This window comes from Streptomyces huiliensis (assembly GCF_020037025.1).
Classification (GTDB): Bacteria; Actinomycetota; Actinomycetes; order Streptomycetales; family Streptomycetaceae; genus Streptomyces; species Streptomyces huiliensis.
Window position 1 is genome coordinate 1 of sequence record NZ_JAIQLH010000058.1, and the last position, 16,873, is coordinate 16,873.

Consider the following 16,873-nt stretch of genomic DNA (forward strand, 5'->3'; position numbering starts at 1 on the left):
GGCGCGGGCACGGGCGCGGGCGCGGACCGCCACAGCTGTTCCGCTTCGGTGCCCACCCTGCGCTCCCCCGCCCGTAAGACTGCCGCCCGTAAGACTGCCGCCGCCGGCCTCTCGACTGCCCTGCGGGGCGGGCCGGTTGCCGTCGCGCCCGGCCTCCCCGCGCTGTGCGTTGGCCGTGATGATCCACGGCGCGCGTCACTCTACGGGGCACGCCGTCCCGGAGGCCATCCGCAGGCGTCCCCGGCATCCCCACTCCTCCACCCACACCCCTACCCAGCGGTAATCCGCTCTGGCAAGCTGCCCGCCATGACGCCCGTCTTCGCGCACGCCACCGGCGCCTTCACCGACCGGGTCCGCTACGACCGGGCCACCGCGCACCTCGACGCGCCGCTGGCCGTGGTCGACCTGCGGGCGTTCGACGCCAACGCGGCGGATCTCGTGCGGCGGGCGCGGGGCAAGCCGGTCCGGGTGGCCACCAAGTCGGTTCGCTGCCGGGCCCTGTTGGAACGGGTACTGGAACACGACGGGTTCGCCGGGGTGATGAGCCACACGCTCGCCGAGTCGCTGTGGCTGGCCCGTTCGGGCGTGGCCGACGTGCTGCTCGCCTACCCGTCCGCGGACCGGGCCGCGTTCGCCGAGCTGACGTCCGACGCCCGGCTCGCCCGCGCGGTCACGGTGACGGTGGACGACCCGGCGCAGCTGGCGCTGATCGACGCGGCCCGGACGGGACGCGAGGAGATACGGGTGTGCCTCGAACTGGACACCTCCCTCCGCCTGTTGGCCGGCCGCCTCCGCGTGGGCGCCCTGCGTTCGCCGCTGCACGACCCGGCCCGGCTGGCCGCGCTGGCCCGCGCCGTCGTCCGCCGCCCCGGCTTCCGGCTGGTGGGCCTGATGGCGTACGAGGCGCAGGTGGCGGGGGTGGGGGACGCGGTGGCGGGCCGGCCGCTGCGCTCCCGGGCGGTCCGGCTGCTCCAGTCGGTCTCCCGGCGAGAGCTGGCGGCACGCCGGGCGGAGGCCGTCCGGGCGGTCCGGGCCGTCGCGGACCTGGAGTTCGTCAACGGCGGCGGGACGGGCAGCGTCCACCACACGGCGGCCGAGGCGGCGGTGACGGAGGTGGCGGCGGGTTCCGGGCTGTACCAACCCCGCCTGTTCGACCACTACACCGGCTTCACGGGCCGCCCGGCCGCCCTCTTCGCGCTGCCGGTGGTCCGCCGGCCGGGCCCCGGCGTCGTCACCGCCCTGGGCGGCGGCCTCCCGGCCTCCGGCCCGTCCGGCCCCGACCGCCTGCCCGTTCCCCACCTCCCGGCGGGCCTGCGCCTGTCCCGCCAGGAGGCCGCAGGCGAGGTCCAGACCCCGCTGCTCGGTCCCCCGGCGGACGACCTGCTGATCGGCGACAAGGTCTGGTTCCGCCACGCCAAGGCCGGCGAACTCTGCGAACGCTTCGCCGCCCTGCACCTGATCGACGGCGACCGGGTGACGGAGACGGTGCCGACGTACCGGGGCGAGGGGAAAACGTTCCTCTGACCCCGGTACGCCGAGGGACCTCAGAGGGAAGCGGCGTCCTTCTGGTCCGGGATCACCGAGCCGTCCGTGCGGCGGACGGGGGCGAGGGTGCCGTCGGGGCGGGTGTAACCGGCGGTGGCGCAGGGGTAGGTGCCGGTCTTGCGCGGCATGGGGTCGATGAACATCGGGTTGGCGACCCAGCGGCCGTCCTCGTTGTCGTACGCCCGGCACATCAGCTCGGCCTTGTTGCGGTTGATGGCCAGGTGGGCGCCGGTGGCGTCGCCGACGAAGGTGACGTCCGTGTCGGCGTCGCCGGCGCCGAGGGCGATGCGGTGGCGGAAGTCCTGCTGCTTCCAGGCCTTGGCGCCCTTGATGCCGAAGATGTGCTCGTTGATCATGCAGCGCTTGCCGTCCATGTACGGCAGGGCTTCGCCCATGCCGTCCTTGACGTCGCCGCAGCCCTTGATGCCAGGCGTGAGGCGGCCGTGCTTGACGATGCTGCGGATGCCGATGGTGTGGGCGCGGTCCAGGCCGACGCCACCGGACCAGGCCTCGGCGATGGGCTCGGAGGAGGCGGAGACGATGTAGACGTCGAAGCCGGCCGCCTTGAGCGTGCGGATCAGGTCCTTCTGCTGGTCGTAGTAGCGGACGTAGCCGGCGATGGTGTGGGTGCCGACGGTCTGCTTGCTGCCCACGGGCGCGGCGAGCTGCTCGGCGCGGGCCTTGCGGGCGAAGGAGGAGAGCGCGGCCGGGGTGTGGCCGGAGAACAGCTGCGGGATCCAGGCGTACGCGGGGACGGTACGGCGGTGGTTCCAGTCGCCTGCGAACGCCGGCTCGCCGGCCATCGTCTTCGACTTCTCGCGGATCTCGAATATCTCGTCCGCGCAGCGGACGTTCTTCGAGGTGGGCAGCGGCTTGCCGGCCGGCACGGAGGTGCCGCAGGCGGCGGTGAGCGCCCGGTCGGCGGCCGGGGTCAGCCACTTGCTGGTGTCCTTCCAGCTCTTCGGCCGGAGGATCTTGTCGTGCTTCAGCGACCAGGCGAGGGTCGCGTCGGTGATGTCGTTCTTGACGACGGTGTTGTCCCAGTCGAACGCGGCGACGGGACGGGCGCCGGTCCGGCCCGAGCAGGTGCCGCGCTCGTCGATCATGCGCTGGAGCTTGGCGCGGTTGGTGCCGAACCACGCGATGTTCTTGTCCAGCTGGGGGCAGTGGGCGGCCGGCCGGGCGCCGTGCGCCGCCGGGGCCGCGCCCGCGGCGGGCGCCGAGGTGGCGAGGGTTGCGGTGACCAGGAAGCCGGCGGCGATGGCGTACTTCGTGCGCATGCGTTCTCTTCGGTGCTCGGTGCTGAAAGGGCAGGACACACGCCCGAGCCGAACGGGAACGTTCGACTCCGGGCGTCTGGTCATGGACCTTACAGGCGGAGCATCCGCTGTTACAGGGGGGTCACATACGCCCCCGAAATGCCCCCGTCCACCAGGAATTCCGCCGCGTTCACGAACGACGCGTCGTCACTGGCGAGGAACGCCACGGCCGCGGCGATCTCCTCCGCCTCCGCGAACCGGCCGACCGGCACGTGCACCAGGCGCCGCGCGGCCCGCTCCGGGTCCTTGGCGAAGAGCTCCTTGAGCAGGGGCGTGTTGACGGGCCCGGGGCACAGCGCGTTCACCCGGATCCCGTCCCGCGCGAACTGCACGCCCAGCTCCCGGGACATGGCGAGAACGCCGCCCTTGGACGCCGTGTAGCTGATCTGCGACGTCGCCGAGCCCAGCACCGCGACGAACGACGCCGTGTTGATGATCGACCCCTTGCCCTGGGCGCGCATGTACGGCAGGGCCGCCTTGCAGCAGAGGTAGACGGAGGTCAGGTTCACCTCCTGGACGCGCTTCCAGGCGTCCAGGCCGGTGGTGAGGATGGAGTCGTCGTCGGGCGGGGAGATGCCGGCGTTGTTGAACGCGATGTCCACTGAGCCGTAGGTGTCGTTCGCGGCTTTGAAGAGGGCTTCCACTTGGGTGGGGTCGGTGACGTCCGTGCGGACGAAGAGGCCGCCTACTTCGTTCGCTGCCGCCTGGCCCGCCTTCTCGTCGATGTCCGCGCAGACGACTCGCGCGCCTTCCGACGCGAGGCGGCGGGCTGTGGCCAGGCCGATGCCGCCGGCTGCGCCGGTGATGACGGCTGTTCGGCCGGGGAGGCGGTGGCAGGTGGGGGTGTTGTCGGTCACGCGATTCCTTTCGGTAGGCGGGTGAGCTGGGAGGTGCCCCGGTCCCGCTCCTTCGCCGATTCCCGGGGCTGCGCCCCAGGCCCCGAAACCGCGCTCCGCGCGCTCGTCCTCAAACGCCGGACGGGCTGTCTCAGCCCGTCCGGCGTTTGAGGACGAGCGGCGAAGCCGCGAAAGGGGGTCTGGGGGCGCAGCCCCCAGGAAACGGCGAAAGGGCGGGACCGGGGCACCTCACTCCACCGCAACAAAAACGTTCTTCACCTCAGCGAACGCCGCAACCGAATCCGGCCCCAACTCCCGCCCCAACCCAGACTGCTTGAACCCCCCGAAGGGCGTCCAATACCGCACGGAACTGTGCGAGTTCACGGACAGATTCCCGGCCGCGACGGCTCGCGACACCCGCAACGCCCGCGAGACGTCCCGCGTCCAGATCGAACCGGACAGTCCGTAATCCGTCGCGTTGGCGATCCGCACCGCCTCCGCCTCGTCCTCGAACGGGATGACGACGGCGACGGGCCCGAACACTTCCTCGCGCGCCACCCGATCCCCGGCAGAGCCCTCCAGCACGGTGGCCGGGTACCAGAACCCCTTCCCGCCCGGGGCCTCCCCCCGGATCGCGGCGGGCGCGGACTCCGGAACGTACGAGCGCACCCGCTCCCGGTGGGCCGCGGAGATCAGCGGGCCCATCCCCGTGGCCGGATCGGCCGGATCGCCGACGACGACGGACCGGACGGCCGGTTCCAGCAGCTCCATGAAGCGGTCGTACACACGCCGCTGGACGAGGATGCGACTCCGCGCGCAACAATCCTGGCCCGTGTTGTCGAGGAACGACCCGGGAGCGGACGCGGCGGCGCGCTCGACGTCCGCGTCGGCGAAGACGATGTTGGCGCTCTTGCCGCCGAGTTCGAGGGTCACCCGCTTCACGCGCTCGGCGCACTTCGCCATGATCCGCTTGCCGACACCCGTGGAACCGGTGAAGACGATCTTGGCGACGCCGGGATGCTCGACCAGCGCGTTCCCCGCCACCGGACCGGTCCCGGGAAGCGCCTGGAGCAGGCCCTCCGGAAGCCCGGCTTCCACTCCCAGCTCCGCCAGCCGCAGGGCCGTGAGCGGCGTCGTCTCGGCCGGTTTGAGGAGGACGGCGTTGCCGGCGGCGAGGGCGGGGGCGAAGCCCCAGGCGGCGACGGGCATGGGGAAGTTCCACGGGACGATGACGCCGACGACGCCGAGCGGCTCGTGGAAGGTGACGTCCAGGCCGCCGGCCACCGGGATCTGCCGGCCGGTGAGCCGTTCGACACCACCGGCCGCGTAGTCGAGCAGATCGCGGACGTTGCCCGCCTCCCAGCGGGCGTTGCCCACCGGGTGCCCGGCCTCGCGGACCTCCAGTTGGGCCAGTTCCTCCAGGTGGGCGTCGACGACGCCGGCGAAGCGGCGGAGCAGCCGGGCGCGGTCACCGGGGGCGAGGGCGGCCCAGCCGCGCTGGGCGTCGGCGGCCCGCCGGACGGCGGCGTCCACGTCCTCGGCGGTGGCGGCGGGGACGGTGGCGACGACCTCCTCGGTCGCCGGATTGAGAATTTCCAGTTCCATCGGAACGGCCCTCACATGCGCTCGAAGGAGCGGTAGCGCTCCCAGTCCGTCACGGCGGAGTCGTACGCCTCCTGCTCGACCCGGGCCATGGTCAGGTAGTGCTCGACCACCTCGTCCCCGAACGCGGCACGGGCCAGGGCGCTGCCCTCCCACAGCTCCGCCGCCTCACGGAGTGTCGCGGGAACGTGCCGGGCGTCACCGGCGTAGGCGTTGCCGGTGCACACCTCGGGGAGCTCCAGCTCGTTCTCCACCCCGTGCAGACCGGCCGCGATCATGCCGGCGACGGCGAGGTAGGGGTTGACGTCACCGCCGGGGAGGCGGTTCTCGAAGCGGTGGGAGCGGCCGTGGCCGACGACGCGGAGGGCGCAGGTGCGGTTGTCCGGTCCCCAGGCGACGGCGGTCGGGGCGAAGGAGCCGGGGCGGAACCGCTTGTACGAGTTGATGTTGGGCGCGTAGAGGAGGGTGAACTCCCGCAGCGCGGCCAGCTGTCCGGCGAGGAAGTGCCGCATGGTGTGCGACATGCCGTACGGGCCGTCGTCGTCGGCGAGCACCGGCCGCCCGGCCTCGTCGCGCAACGAGAGGTGGATGTGGCAGGAGTTGCCCTCGCGCTCGTCGTACTTGGCCATGAAGGTGAGCGCCATGCCCTCCTGGGCGGCTATCTCCTTGGCGCCGGTCTTGTAGACGGCGTGCTGGTCGCAGGTGACGAGGGCCTCGTCGTAGCGGAAAGCGATCTCGTGCTGGCCGAGGTTGCACTCGCCCTTGGCGGACTCGACGGTGAGTCCGGCGGCGCCCATCTCGTTGCGTATGCGACGCAGCAGGGGTTCGACGCGGCCGGTGCCGAGGACGGAGTAGTCGACGTTGTACTGGTTCACGGGGGTGAGACCCCGGTACCCGCCGTTCCACGCCGCCTCGTACGTGTCCTTGAAGACCATGAACTCCAGTTCCGTGCCCACCTGGGCGGTCCAGCCGCGCTCGGCGAGCCGGTCGAGCTGGCGGCGGAGGATCTGCCGGGGTGACGCGAGCACCGGGGAGCCGTCGTGCCAGGCGAGGTCGGCCGTGACGAGGGCGGTGCCCGGGTTCCAGGGGGTGCGGCGCAGGGTGGACAGGTCCGGGCGCATCGCGAAGTCGCCGTAGCCGCGCTCCCAGGAGGCCATGGCGTAGCCGTCGACGGTGTTCATGTCCGCGTCCACGGCCAGCAGGTAGTTGCAGCCCTCGGTGCCGTTCTCCAGCACGTCGTCGAGGAAGAAGCGGGCGGCGAACCGCTTGCCCTGGAGCCGTCCCTGCATGTCGGTGAAGGCGAGGACGACGGTGTCGGTCTCCCCGGCGTCGACGAGCCGGCGGAGCTCGTCGACGCTGAGCGGGGGCGTGCGGTCTGCCACGGGTGAGCCTCCCTGTCGGTGCGGTCCGTGCGGTGCGACCGGAGGTCTTAAGGTATGCCGGTAGACCATTGGTTGGGAAGGGGTCCGATGAACGGGAGCGCGGCCGACCGGCTGTCGGCGGTCCTGCGGCCGGTCCACGCGGGCAACGGCTTCGAGGAGGCCCTGGAGCGGATACTGCGGATCATACGTCTCGGCCTGGTGGCCGACGGCGAACGCCTGCCGTCGGAGCGGGAGTTGGCCGAGCGGCTGCGGATCAGCAGGGTGACGCTCCGCGAGGTGCTGCGGGTGCTGCACGAGCAGGGACTGGTGGAGAGCCGGCGCGGCCGGTACGGCGGTACGTTCGTCCACGCGCGCCCGGCGCCGGCCCCGACGGCGGACGCGGCCGAACTGCGCCGCCGGGTCGCGGACGTGGACGTGGCGGACACCCTGCGGTTCCGCGAGGTCCTGGAGCTCGGCGCGGCCGAACTGGCCGCCGCCCGGCCGCTCCCGCCGGACGCGGCGGACCGGCTGCGCGAGGCCCTGACCGCCACCCGCGACGCCGCCCCGGACGACTACCGCCGCCACGACACGCTCTTCCACCTCACCCTGGCCGAGCTGTCCGGCTCGCCCTCGCTGGCCGCCCACTACTCGGCGGTGCGGGCCACCGTCAACCAACTCCTCGACTGCATCCCACTGCTCGTCCGCAACCTGGAGCACTCGCAGCGCCAGCACGCGGCCCTCACCGAGGCCGTGCTCCGCGGCGACCGGGACGCGGCGCGCGCGGCCATGCGGGAGCACTGCGCGGGAACCGCGGCCCTACTGCGGGGCTTCCTCACGTAGGGCGGCGGGGCGCGGCGGCGGACGGCGCGTCCAAGGGGCGCGCGGCGCGCGGGGGTTGCGTCACACGCCGTCCCCGGGCAAAGGTACGGGAGGCGACCTTTGCGAGCCCCGACGGCGTCGGGCCACCGCCGGCCGCCGGTCTCCCCCACCGGAAAGGACGCGAGGGCACGTGACAAGGACGCGAGGGTACGTGACAAGCCGGCACAACCGACCCGACCCCACCCCTCGGACGCCCCGGACCCATCAGCCGCTGATCGGGGTCACCACCTACTTCACCCGCGCCCGCTGGGGCGTCGCCTGGGACCAGCACGCGGCGCTGCTGCCGAGCACGTACGTGGAGTACGTCCAGCGGGCGGGCGGCCTGGCCGCGATGCTGCCGCCCGACGCCCCGGACGCCGCGCCCGGGCTCGTCGCCCGCCTCGACGGCCTGGTCCTCGCGGGCGGTGAGGACGTGGACCCCGTCCTCTACGGCGAGGAGCCGCACCCGCGCACGGGCCGCCCGGTCCCGGAGCGCGACCTGTGGGAACTGGCGCTGCTGGACGCGGCGTTGCGGCGCGGCATCCCGGTGCTGGGCATCTGCCGGGGCATGCAGCTGATGAACGTCCACGCCGGCGGCACCCTCAACCAACACCTGCCGGAAACCGTGGGCCACAAGGGCCACAACCCTCGCGTCGGCACCTTCGCCGACCACCTCGTCGAGATGGTCTCCGGCACCCTGACGGCCCGCCTGATGCCGCTGCCGGTCGACGTCGCCACCCATCACCACCAGGGCGTCGCCCAGCTCGGCCGCGGCCTCGTCGCCTCGGCCCACGCGGAGGACGGCACCATCGAGGCCCTGGAACTCCCGTCCCCCGACGGCCGCTTCGCCGTCGGCGTGCAGTGGCATCCGGAGGTCCGCGACGACCTCCGCCTGATCCGGGGGCTGGTCGCGGCGGCCGCGGTGCCGTCACCCGACGCCGTCGGGGGCGCCTCCGGCCGTCACCGGGCCCCGTAGGGCCGCCGCTCCCCCGACAGGGACACGGCCTGCACCCACGGCTCGGCCGAAAGCCGCTCCAGGTCCCGGCGGGAGAGGTCGGCGGACACCGTCCGCCGTCCCTCGGGGACGCGGACGACGCCCGCCGCACGCAGCGTGGCGAGCTGCTCCGCCGACGGCGGGGCGGTGAGGCGGATCAGCACGGGGAAGACCCGCGCAGCGTCGTCGTCCGCCGCCGAGGCCAGCCGGACGGCGAGCGGAGCGTCGAGCTTGCCGTAGTCCATGCGCCGCAGCCTCCCACAGTCCGGCTCGCGGGCCGGCTCTCACAGTCCGGCTCACGGCCGGCTCTCACAGCCCGGCTCGTGGGCCGGCTCTCACAGCCCGGCCACGTCGAGCAGGCCGAAGCCCCACTTCTCGTCGAACTCCCCCGCCTCGGCGTGCGGCCGGGCGGAGTGTGCCTTGAGGAGCTCCTTGACGCGCGCGGGGTCGAGGTCGCCGTCCCGTTCGAGCAGCAGCGCGCAGACGCCGGCCAGGAACGGGCAGGCCATGCTGGTGCCCTGCATGGCGACGTGCTCGGTGTCGAGCGTGAGCTCGCGCTCGGGCGCGGAGTCCTGTGAGAGGGCGGAGACGATCATCGCGCCGGGCGCGGTGACGTCGGGTTTCCTGGCGCCGTCCCGCAGCGGTCCCTCGCTGCTGAAGTCGGCGATGTCGTCGAGGCGCAGCCAGGGGGCGGAGAACGTGTCGTGGTCGATGTCCTCCCAGGTCGTCCTGGTGGCGTAGGCGGCGACGGTGATCGCGGAGGAGGCGCAGCCCGGGGAGCCGATCTTCATGTCGTCGGACGTCATCGGCCCGTTGAAGCGGGCGTGGCCGCTCTTGTCCAGGATCCAGACGTCGACGGTGCCGCGGTCGGCCGCGCCGACGCCGCGGACGAGCAGCTGCCAGGTGGGCAGCAGGCCGGGGGCGAGGGAGTGTTCCTCGGGCCTGACCATGATGAAGAAGTTGCGGTCGTCGTTGAGGGTATTGGTCTCCGGGGTGGCGATCTCCACCTTTCCGTCGGGCAGGTCGTAGGTCATGGCGGAGTTCTCGGTGGTCGGGATCGGGCCCTGGAAGTCCGTGCTGTGCCCGGAGGGCGCGGCGACGGCGACCTCGAAGCGGCTGTCGGTCGCGTACCAGCCGTTGAGCATGAAGTCGTGGCGCCGTCCCTTGACGTCGGGGATGCACGGCAGGGACTTCACCGCCGTTCCGTGGACGGGGACGCGGGCGTGGATGTCGTCCGTGCCCTCGTTGCCGGCGGCGCAGCAGACGAGGCGGCCGGGGCCGGTCTCCTCGTCGACCGACAGGGAGAGGGCGTCGCTGCCGTCGTGGGGGTCGTAGTGTCCGCCGAGGCTGAGGTTGACCACGGTCGGCAGGCCCATCTCGCGGCCGAGGCGGAAGACGTACTGGATGCCGGCGGTGATGCCGGAGTCGAGGAAGTTCGTCTTGACGGCCACGATGCGGGCGTCGGGGGCCACGCCCCGGAAGACGGGCTCGGCGCCGGCGGAGATGCCGCTCACATGGCTGCCGTGGCCTTCGGTGTCGCGGGACTGGGTGAGCTGGGACCCCTTGAGCTCCAGGCCGAAGGCGCCTTCCGGGACGCCGTGCCCGTGCAGGGTCTGGTCCCAGATCCGTTCGATGCGGCCGGTGAAGGCGGGGTGGTGCGGATCGATGCCGGTGTCGACGATGCCGACGAGCACGTCCTTGCCGGTCAGGCCGGTGGTGTTCTGGAACGTGTCGACGCCCACGCCGGCGCGGGCGGCGTCGAGGTACGGGCGGAGGAGGTGGGCGGAGACGATCCGCTCGACACCGTCGTGCTCGGCGAGGGTCTCCAGGCCGTCGAAGGGGACGATGGCGGTGCGGATCCGGTTGCCGCCCTGGTTGATCCGCAGGCCCTCGTGCTTGACGTCGTCCAGCGTGGCGTCGGGCGTGCAGATGAGGGAGACGACGGCCCGGGTCGGCTTCGCCGGTTCGTCCACGGAGACCCAGCCCAGGGAGGCGGACTGGCGGCGGAGGGAGGAGACGTCGTCCTGGTGGTACCGCTGGTAGGCGGCGGCGAGTGAGGGTGCGAGCTTGCGATATTCCATGATCGCCCCCGTGGGTTCGCTTGAGGTTTCAGCGCGTGCTTGAAGGTTTCAGCGCGTGAGGTTTTCGGCTCGGTTCTGACGCGAGCGCGACCACTTTCAGGCTAATCCGGGTTGCGGAATGCGGCATTTCGTGGCATAGGCCCCCGCCCTCGCCCCTACGCCTGCGCCTACGCCTACCGCGCCTCCCCCCGCGTCAGCCCCAGCAGATCCCACGCCGGCCCCACCGGCCGCTGCCCCAGCGGCCACACCGCGCGGAGGTCGCGGCGCAGCGAGAGTCCGGCGACGGGGACCTCGACGAGGCGGCGGGCGGCGAGCTCGTCGCCGACGGCCAGTTCGCTGAGGACGGACGGGCCCGCGCCGCTCACCACCGCCGCCTTGACGGCCGTGGTGGAGGCGAGTTCCAGCAGCGGCGGCGCCGGGCCGTCCTCGGCGGCGAGGGCCGCGTCGAGGACCTGGCGGGTGCCGGAGCCGCTCTCGCGCAGGATCAGCGGGGCGGCGGCGAGCTCGGCGCGGGCGAGGGGGGCCCGGCGGCGGGCCCAGGGGTGACCGGGCGCGGCGACCAGGACGAGCCGGTCGTGGCCGATGACGGCGCCGTCGAGGCCGGGCGGCACCTCCAGGCCCTCGACGAAGCCGAGGTCCGCCCGGCCCGCGAGGAGGCGGGCCGCCACGGCCGCCGAGTTGCCGGCGAACAGGGAGACGGCCGTCCCCGGCCGTTGCGTGCGCAGCGCGATCAGCCAGCCGGGCAGCAGGTACTCGGCGATGGTCATGCTCGCCGCGACCCGCAGCCGCGAGTCCCGGCGCGTGCGCAGCGCCTGCGCCCCGGCGTCGAACGCCTCGGCCGCCTCGACGATCCGGCGCGCCCAGTCCGTCACCAGGACGCCGGCCGGGGTGAGCCGGGAGCCGCGCGGCGACCGTTCCACCAGGGCGACGCCCAGCATCCGCTCCATGCCCCGGAGCCGGCCGCTCGCGGCGGGCTGGGTGATGCCCAGCTCGCGGGCCGCGCGACCGAGGCTGCCCAGCCGGGCGACGGCGAGCAGCAGTTCCAGGGCGGCGAGGTCGGGGACGCGCTCGGCGATCGGCCGGTGCGGAACCGTCGGGTCGGTCATAAGTCCAGGTTATGTGGTCATAGGCACGGAGTCCCTGGTGAGGGCGGGCCGGAAAGGTGACCGTGGAGACATGAGCACGGTCGGTTCCCTCACCTCAGCCCCCACCCCCCTCGCGGCCCCCGCCCCCGCCCCCGGCGTCCGCCGGCTGCGCCACCTCGGCCCGAACTGGTACGCCACCGTCATGGGCACCGCCATCGTGGCGAGCGCCGGCGCCGCGCTCCCCGGGCGGGCGCTGCCGCGCCCGGCCCTGGAGGCCGTCTGGGCACTGGCCGCGGCGGCCCTCGCCGTCCTCCTCGCCGCCCGGGCCGCGCACTGGGTGCGCCACCGGGACCAGGCGGCCCGGCACCTCGCCGACCCGGCGGTCGCGCCGTTCTACGGCTGCCTGGCGATGGCCCTGCTGGCGGTCGGCGGCGCGACGCTCTCCGTGGGCGCGGGCGTCGTCGGCGAACGGGCGGCGGTGGCCGCGGACGCGGTGCTGTGGACGGCGGGTACGGTCACCGGACTGGCGGCCGCCGCCGGCATCCCGTACCTGATGGTGACCCGGCACCGCGTCGCGCCCGACGGCGCCTCGCCCGTGTGGCTGCTGCCCGTCGTGGCGCCCATGGTGTCGGCCGCGCTCGGCCCGGCGCTCGTCGCCCACCTGCCGGCCGGGCAGGCGCGGGAGGCCATGCTGCTCGGCTGCTACGCGCTGTTCGGGCTGAGCCTGCTGATGACGCTGGTGATCCTGCCGGTGCTGTTCTCCCGGCTGGTCCACCACGGCCCGCTGCCGCTCGCCCTCACCCCGACGCTGTTCCTCGTCCTGGGGCCGCTGGGGCAGTCCACGACGGCGGTGAACAACCTCGCCGACGCCGCCCCGGCCGCGGTCGGCGGCCCGTACCCGGCGGCGATGACGGCGTTCGCGGTGCTCTACGGCGTGCCGGTCATGGGCTTCGCCCTGCTGTGGCTGGCCTTCGCCACCGCCATGGTGGTCCGGGCGGCCCGCTCGGGCATGGGCTTCGCGATGACCTGGTGGGCGTTCACCTTCCCGGTCGGCACCTGCGTCACCGGCGCCGCCGGGCTGGCGCGCCACACCGGGCTGCACGCCCTGACCTGGCTCGCGGTCGCCATGTACGCGGTGCTGGTGGCGGCCTGGGCGGTCGCGGCCGTACAGACCGCGGCCGGGCTGGTCAGCGGACGGCTGTTCGCAGCGCCCGTCCCAGCACCTCGGGCGCCCGCGTCAACGACGGCCCGTACCACGTGAGATGCCGGCCGCTGACGAGCGCGGCGGGGAGCCCGGGGAACGCCTCGGGCCCGTCGTCGCGCGTGAAGCGGTACGGCTCGTCGGGCAGGACGACGAGGTCCGCGCCGCTCGCCCGCAGCTCCTCCAGCGGGACGCGCGGATAGCGCTCCGCGTGGCCGGCGTACACGTGGCGGACGCCGAGCCGGGCGAGGACGTCCCCGGCGAAGGTGTCCCGGCCGAGCACCATCCACGGCCGGCGCCACACCGGAACCACCGCCTCCAGCACGGGGGCCGCCCCCACATCCCGCCAGGCGTCCCGCGCGTCCGCCAGCCACCCGGGCGACGCCAGCCCGCAGCCGCCGACGAGCAGCCGCTCCAGCCCCCCGAACGCCTGCTCAAGCGTGCGCACTTCGGTCACCAGCACCTCAAGTCCGGCCGCACGCAGGGCGGCGAGGTCGGGGGCGCGGTTCTCCTCCTCGTTGGCGACGACCAGATCCGGGGCGAGGGCGGCGATCCGCGCGACGTCGGGGTTCTTGGTGCCCCCGACCCGGACCACGTCGAGCCCGGGCGGGTGCTCGCACCAGTCCGTGGCGCCGACGAGCAGTTCGGGCGCGGTGGCGGCGACGGCCTCGGTGAGGGACGGGACGAGCGAGACGACGCGGCGTACGGTACGGCGGCTGGTCACCGCCCCACCGTACGCCGGGGGAAGGGTGCCCCGGTCCCTCCCCCAGAGGGGGTACCCCCACCTTCGCCGTTTCCTGGGGCTGCGCCCCAGACCCCCTTGTCGCGGCTCCGCCGCTCGTCCTGAAACGCCGGACGGGCTGATCTAGCCCGTCCGGCGTTTGAGGACAACCGCGCGGAGCGCGGTTTCAGGGGGTCCGGGGGCTCGCCCCCGGGAATCGGCGAAGGGGCGGGGCCGGGGCACAGCCCGCCGCAGGCGCCCCCTCAGGAAGTCTTCACCGGCGCCAACTTGTCCAGCAGCCCAGGACGGGCATCCAGCCAACGCCCGGCCGAAGCCTTCTCCTTCCCCTTGCCGCCCTTCTGGATCTCCGCCTCCAGGGAGGCGAGGTCCTTCTCGGTCATCTTGAAGCCCTTCACCCACTCCGCGATCCGCGGGAAATCGGCGGCGAAGTCCTTCTTCCCGACGACGTGCAGCTCCTCACCCTTACCCCAGGCCCCCTTGGGATCCTTGAGCTTCTTGAGGTCGTAGGTGCCGTACGCCCAGTGCGGCGACCACAGGGTGGTGACGACGGGCTGCTTGTTCTTGATGGCCCGGTCCAGCTCGGCGAGCATCGTGGAGGTGGAGGACGAGACGACCTTGTACTCGCCGTCCAGGCCGTAGTCCTTGAGGACGTTGCCGTTGAGCTTGCCCATCATGCCGGCGCTGGCCTCGATGCCGACGATCTTCCCGCCGAACTTCCCGGCCTTGCCCTTGAGGTCCTCCAGCGAGTCCACGTCCTTGACGTACGACGGAACGGTCAGTTCCAGGGACGTGGGCCCGTACCAGGAACCCAGGTCGCTGAGCTTGTCGCCGTACCGGTCCATGTACTGCTGGTGCGTGGTGGGCAGCCAGGAGTCGAACTGGACGTCCATCTGCCCCTGCGCCAGCGCCGTGTACAGCGGACCGGGGTCGAGCTGCTTGACCTCGGGCTTGTAGCCGCGGGCCTCCAGGACGTTCTGCCAGAGGTAGGTGGTGGCGACGGCCTCGTCCCACGGGAAGTAACCGATCTTCACCTTCTTGCCGCGGCCGATGTCGGCCCCGGCGGCCACGCTCTCCCGCTCGCCGCCGGCCAGGTGCATGCCGCCCGCGACGAGCGCGAGGACGACGACGCCGACGGTGGCGACGGCGGTGCCGGGCCGGTAGTTGAGCACGGCGGAGGGCCGGGCACCGGACGGGGACTTGGCGGCGGCCCGGCGGCCGAGCGGGGAGACCCGCTTGCCGAGCGCGCCGGTCATCCGGTCCAGGTACATGGCGAGGACGACGACCGCGAGGCCGCTCTCCACACCGCCGCCGATGTCGACCTGGGTGACGGCCGCGTACACCGTCTCGCCGAGGCCGCCGGCGCCGGCCATGCCCGCGATGACGACCATGGACAGCGCGAGCATGATCACCTGGTTGACGCCCGCCATGATGGTGGGCAGCGCCAGCGGCAGCTGGACGCGGGTGAGGGTGTGCCGCGGGGTGGTGCCGAACGCCCGGGCGGCCTCGACGAGTTCGCCGTCCACCTGGCGGATGCCCAGCTCGGTCATCCGGACGCCGGGCGGCATCGAGAAGATGATCGTGGCGAACAGGCCCGGGATCGGGCCGATCGAGAAGAACATCACGCCGGGGATCAGGTAGACGAACGCCGGCATCGTCTGCATGAGGTCCAGCACCGGCCGCAGCGCCCGGCTGACGCGTTCGTCGCGGGCGGCCCAGATGCCCAGCGGCACCGCGAGCAGCAGGGTGAGGAAGCTGGCGACGAGGACGAGCGACAGCGTCGCCGTGGCCTCGTCCCAGAGCCCGAAGGAGTCGATCAGGGCGAGGCCGGCGAAGGCGAACACGGCGGCGAGCAGCCCGCGCAGCCACCAGGCGACGACGGCCAGGATGCCCGCCATCAGCAGCGCGTCGGGCGCGCCGAGCACCGCGTGGACCGCGTCGTAGAGGCCGGTCAGGACGGTGCTGATGGCGTCGAAGAGCCAGGAGAGGTGGTTCTGGAGCCAGTCCACGGCGGACTGCGCCCAGGAGCCGAGCTTGATCCTAGGCACCGGCGGTCACCCCCGCCGGCTGCTCGCCGAGCGCGGCCAGCAGCCGGTCCCGGGTGACCACCCCCGCCGGGGCGCCGTCGGCGCCGGTGACGGCGACCGGTCCGGTGCCGAGGGCGAGCGGGGCGAAGAGGTCGGCCAGCGGCGTGTCCGCGGCGACCGTGGTGACGGCGTCCGCGTCGTCGCCCCGCTCTGCGATGGAGCCGGCGGTGAGCACCCGCGAGCGGTCGACGTCCTGGATGAAGGAGGCGACGTAGTCGTTGGCGGGCCGGACGAGGATGTCCTCGGCGGTGCCGTTCTGGACGATGCGGCCGTCGCGCATGACGGCGACGCGGTCGCCGAGGCGCATGGCCTCGTTGAGGTCGTGGGTGATGAACACGATGGTCTTCTTGAGCCGCTTCTGCAGGTCCAGCAGCTGGTCCTGCATGTCACGGCGGATCAGGGGGTCGAGGGCGCTGAAGGACTCGTCCATCAGCAGCAGGTCGGCGTCGGTGGCGAGGGCGCGGGCGAGGCCGACGCGCTGCTGCATGCCACCGGAGAGCTCGTCGGGCCAGGAACGCTCCCAGCCGCCGAGCCCGGCGAGCTCCAGGGCCTCGGCGGCCCGCCGCTCGCGCTCGGCGCGCGGGACGCCGCGCACCTCCAGGCCGTAGCCCGCGTTCTCCAGCACGCTGCGGTGCGGGAAGAGGGCGAAGTGCTGGAAGACCATGCTGATGTTGCGCGAGCGGACCTCGCGCAGCTCGGCGGGGGTGAGGGCGGTCAGGTCGCGCCCGTCGTAGGAGACCCGGCCGGAGGTGGGGTCCAGGAGGCCATTGAGCATCCGGAGCAGGGTGGACTTGCCGGAGCCCGAGAGACCCATCACGACGAAGATCTCGCCGGCCTCGACCTCGAACGAGGCGTCGATCACGGCTGCCGTGGTGCCGTCCGCACGCAGCTCGTCGCGGCTCGCGCCGCCTTCGAGCCGCTTGACGGCGGCTTCGGGTCGTTTGCCGAACACCTTGTACAAGTGCTCGGCCTTCAGCCTGGACACATACACCTCACGGGTCGAACCTGGTGACGCCCGCCTCCCCCCGGCGGGCGGCCGTGGAGCGGGACGGGCATCGGGCCCGCGTCCCGCACGCGCCGCTTCCGGCACAGGCGGGTCCGCTCCGCGGCCGCGCCTGCCCCCGTTTATCGGGAGCAAACGGAAGAGTGATCCAGTTCACATGAG

The 16,873-nt window shown here is 73.2% G+C and carries 14 protein-coding genes; 4 read left to right on the top strand and 10 right to left on the bottom strand.

The window, feature by feature from the left end; genetic code table 11:
- Positions 1-306: 306 nt before the first annotated feature.
- Positions 307-1,524, top strand: coding sequence for an alanine racemase (locus JNW98_RS12575; protein ID WP_223768255.1), 1,218 nt, complete (start codon positions 307-309; stop codon positions 1,522-1,524).
- Positions 1,525-1,544: 20 nt separating this feature from the next.
- Here JNW98_RS12575 and JNW98_RS12580 read toward each other — a convergent pair whose 3' ends face one another.
- The 4 genes from JNW98_RS12580 to JNW98_RS12595 all read right to left on the bottom strand — a co-directional run bounded on the left by JNW98_RS12580 (position 1,545) and on the right by JNW98_RS12595 (position 6,684).
- Positions 1,545-2,825: an HAD family hydrolase gene (locus JNW98_RS12580; RefSeq protein ID WP_223768256.1), complete on the bottom strand. Its 1,281-nt coding sequence runs from the start codon at positions 2,823-2,825 to the stop codon at positions 1,545-1,547.
- A gap of 110 nt (positions 2,826-2,935) precedes the next feature.
- Positions 2,936-3,721, bottom strand: coding sequence for a 3-oxoacyl-ACP reductase (locus JNW98_RS12585; RefSeq protein ID WP_223768257.1), 786 nt, complete (start codon positions 3,719-3,721; stop codon positions 2,936-2,938).
- Between the two features lie 228 nt (positions 3,722-3,949).
- Complete coding sequence (locus tag JNW98_RS12590) at positions 3,950-5,305, bottom strand: aldehyde dehydrogenase family protein (RefSeq protein WP_223768258.1); 1,356 nt, start codon at positions 5,303-5,305, stop codon at positions 3,950-3,952.
- 11 nt (positions 5,306-5,316) lie between these two features.
- Entirely contained in the window at positions 5,317-6,684 is a 1,368-nt protein-coding gene (locus JNW98_RS12595; protein ID WP_223768259.1) for a glutamine synthetase family protein, read from the bottom strand.
- Positions 6,685-6,771: 87 nt separating this feature from the next.
- Here JNW98_RS12595 and JNW98_RS12600 point away from each other — a divergent pair, with 87 nt between their 5' ends.
- Positions 6,772-7,503: a FadR/GntR family transcriptional regulator gene (locus tag JNW98_RS12600; protein WP_223768260.1), complete on the top strand. Its 732-nt coding sequence runs from the start codon at positions 6,772-6,774 to the stop codon at positions 7,501-7,503.
- A 190-nt stretch (positions 7,504-7,693) separates the two neighbouring features.
- Positions 7,694-8,497 carry a gamma-glutamyl-gamma-aminobutyrate hydrolase family protein gene (locus JNW98_RS12605; RefSeq protein ID WP_223768261.1) on the top strand — a complete coding sequence of 268 codons (804 nt, stop codon included), beginning with the start codon at positions 7,694-7,696 and terminating at the stop codon, positions 8,495-8,497.
- Here the strand turns inward: JNW98_RS12605 and JNW98_RS12610 are convergent.
- From JNW98_RS12610 to JNW98_RS12620, 3 genes are all read right to left on the bottom strand, one after another.
- Positions 8,482-8,760 carry a hypothetical protein gene (locus tag JNW98_RS12610; RefSeq protein WP_223768262.1) on the bottom strand — a complete coding sequence of 93 codons (279 nt, stop codon included), beginning with the start codon at positions 8,758-8,760 and terminating at the stop codon, positions 8,482-8,484. The two genes, JNW98_RS12605 and JNW98_RS12610, sit on opposite strands and share 16 nt — an antisense overlap.
- A gap of 90 nt (positions 8,761-8,850) precedes the next feature.
- Positions 8,851-10,596, bottom strand: coding sequence for a S8 family serine peptidase (locus tag JNW98_RS12615; RefSeq protein WP_223768263.1), 1,746 nt, complete (start codon positions 10,594-10,596; stop codon positions 8,851-8,853).
- Between the two features lie 173 nt (positions 10,597-10,769).
- Positions 10,770-11,702 (bottom strand): LysR family transcriptional regulator, encoded by a 933-nt coding sequence (locus tag JNW98_RS12620; RefSeq protein WP_223768264.1) that lies wholly within the window; start codon positions 11,700-11,702, stop codon positions 10,770-10,772.
- A 70-nt stretch (positions 11,703-11,772) separates the two neighbouring features.
- Here JNW98_RS12620 and JNW98_RS12625 point away from each other — a divergent pair, with 70 nt between their 5' ends.
- Positions 11,773-12,942: a TDT family transporter gene (locus JNW98_RS12625; protein WP_223768265.1), complete on the top strand. Its 1,170-nt coding sequence runs from the start codon at positions 11,773-11,775 to the stop codon at positions 12,940-12,942.
- On the opposite strand, the gene JNW98_RS12630 is transcribed toward JNW98_RS12625, so the two are convergent.
- The 3 genes from JNW98_RS12630 to JNW98_RS12640 form a co-directional block, all read right to left on the bottom strand.
- Positions 12,869-13,606 carry a helical backbone metal receptor gene (locus JNW98_RS12630; protein ID WP_223768266.1) on the bottom strand — a complete coding sequence of 246 codons (738 nt, stop codon included), beginning with the start codon at positions 13,604-13,606 and terminating at the stop codon, positions 12,869-12,871. The genes JNW98_RS12625 and JNW98_RS12630 overlap by 74 nt on opposite strands.
- A gap of 260 nt (positions 13,607-13,866) precedes the next feature.
- On the bottom strand, positions 13,867-15,669 hold the full coding sequence (locus JNW98_RS12635) for an ABC transporter permease/substrate binding protein (protein ID WP_223768267.1): 1,803 nt from the start codon (positions 15,667-15,669) through the stop codon (positions 13,867-13,869).
- Positions 15,662-16,693, bottom strand: coding sequence for a quaternary amine ABC transporter ATP-binding protein (locus tag JNW98_RS12640; protein ID WP_223768268.1), 1,032 nt, complete (start codon positions 16,691-16,693; stop codon positions 15,662-15,664). Before JNW98_RS12640 ends, JNW98_RS12635 begins: the two co-directional genes overlap by 8 nt.
- Positions 16,694-16,873: the final 180 nt, after the last annotated feature.

Bases quoted from the DNA above. Each gene is read 5' to 3' on its own strand.
- JNW98_RS12625 (WP_223768265.1), top strand. From the start codon at position 11,773: ATGAGCACGGTCGGTTCCCTCACCTCAGCCCCCACCCCCCTCGCGGCC.
- JNW98_RS12610 (WP_223768262.1), bottom strand. From the start codon at position 8,760: ATGGACTACGGCAAGCTCGACGCTCCGCTCGCCGTCCGGCTGGCCTCG.
- JNW98_RS12600 (WP_223768260.1), top strand. From the start codon at position 6,772: ATGAACGGGAGCGCGGCCGACCGGCTGTCGGCGGTCCTGCGGCCGGTC.
- JNW98_RS12615 (WP_223768263.1), bottom strand. From the start codon at position 10,596: ATGGAATATCGCAAGCTCGCACCCTCACTCGCCGCCGCCTACCAGCGG.
- JNW98_RS12580 (WP_223768256.1), bottom strand. From the start codon at position 2,825: ATGCGCACGAAGTACGCCATCGCCGCCGGCTTCCTGGTCACCGCAACC.
- JNW98_RS12620 (WP_223768264.1), bottom strand. From the start codon at position 11,702: ATGACCGACCCGACGGTTCCGCACCGGCCGATCGCCGAGCGCGTCCCC.
- JNW98_RS12590 (WP_223768258.1), bottom strand. From the start codon at position 5,305: ATGGAACTGGAAATTCTCAATCCGGCGACCGAGGAGGTCGTCGCCACC.
- JNW98_RS12575 (WP_223768255.1), top strand. From the start codon at position 307: ATGACGCCCGTCTTCGCGCACGCCACCGGCGCCTTCACCGACCGGGTC.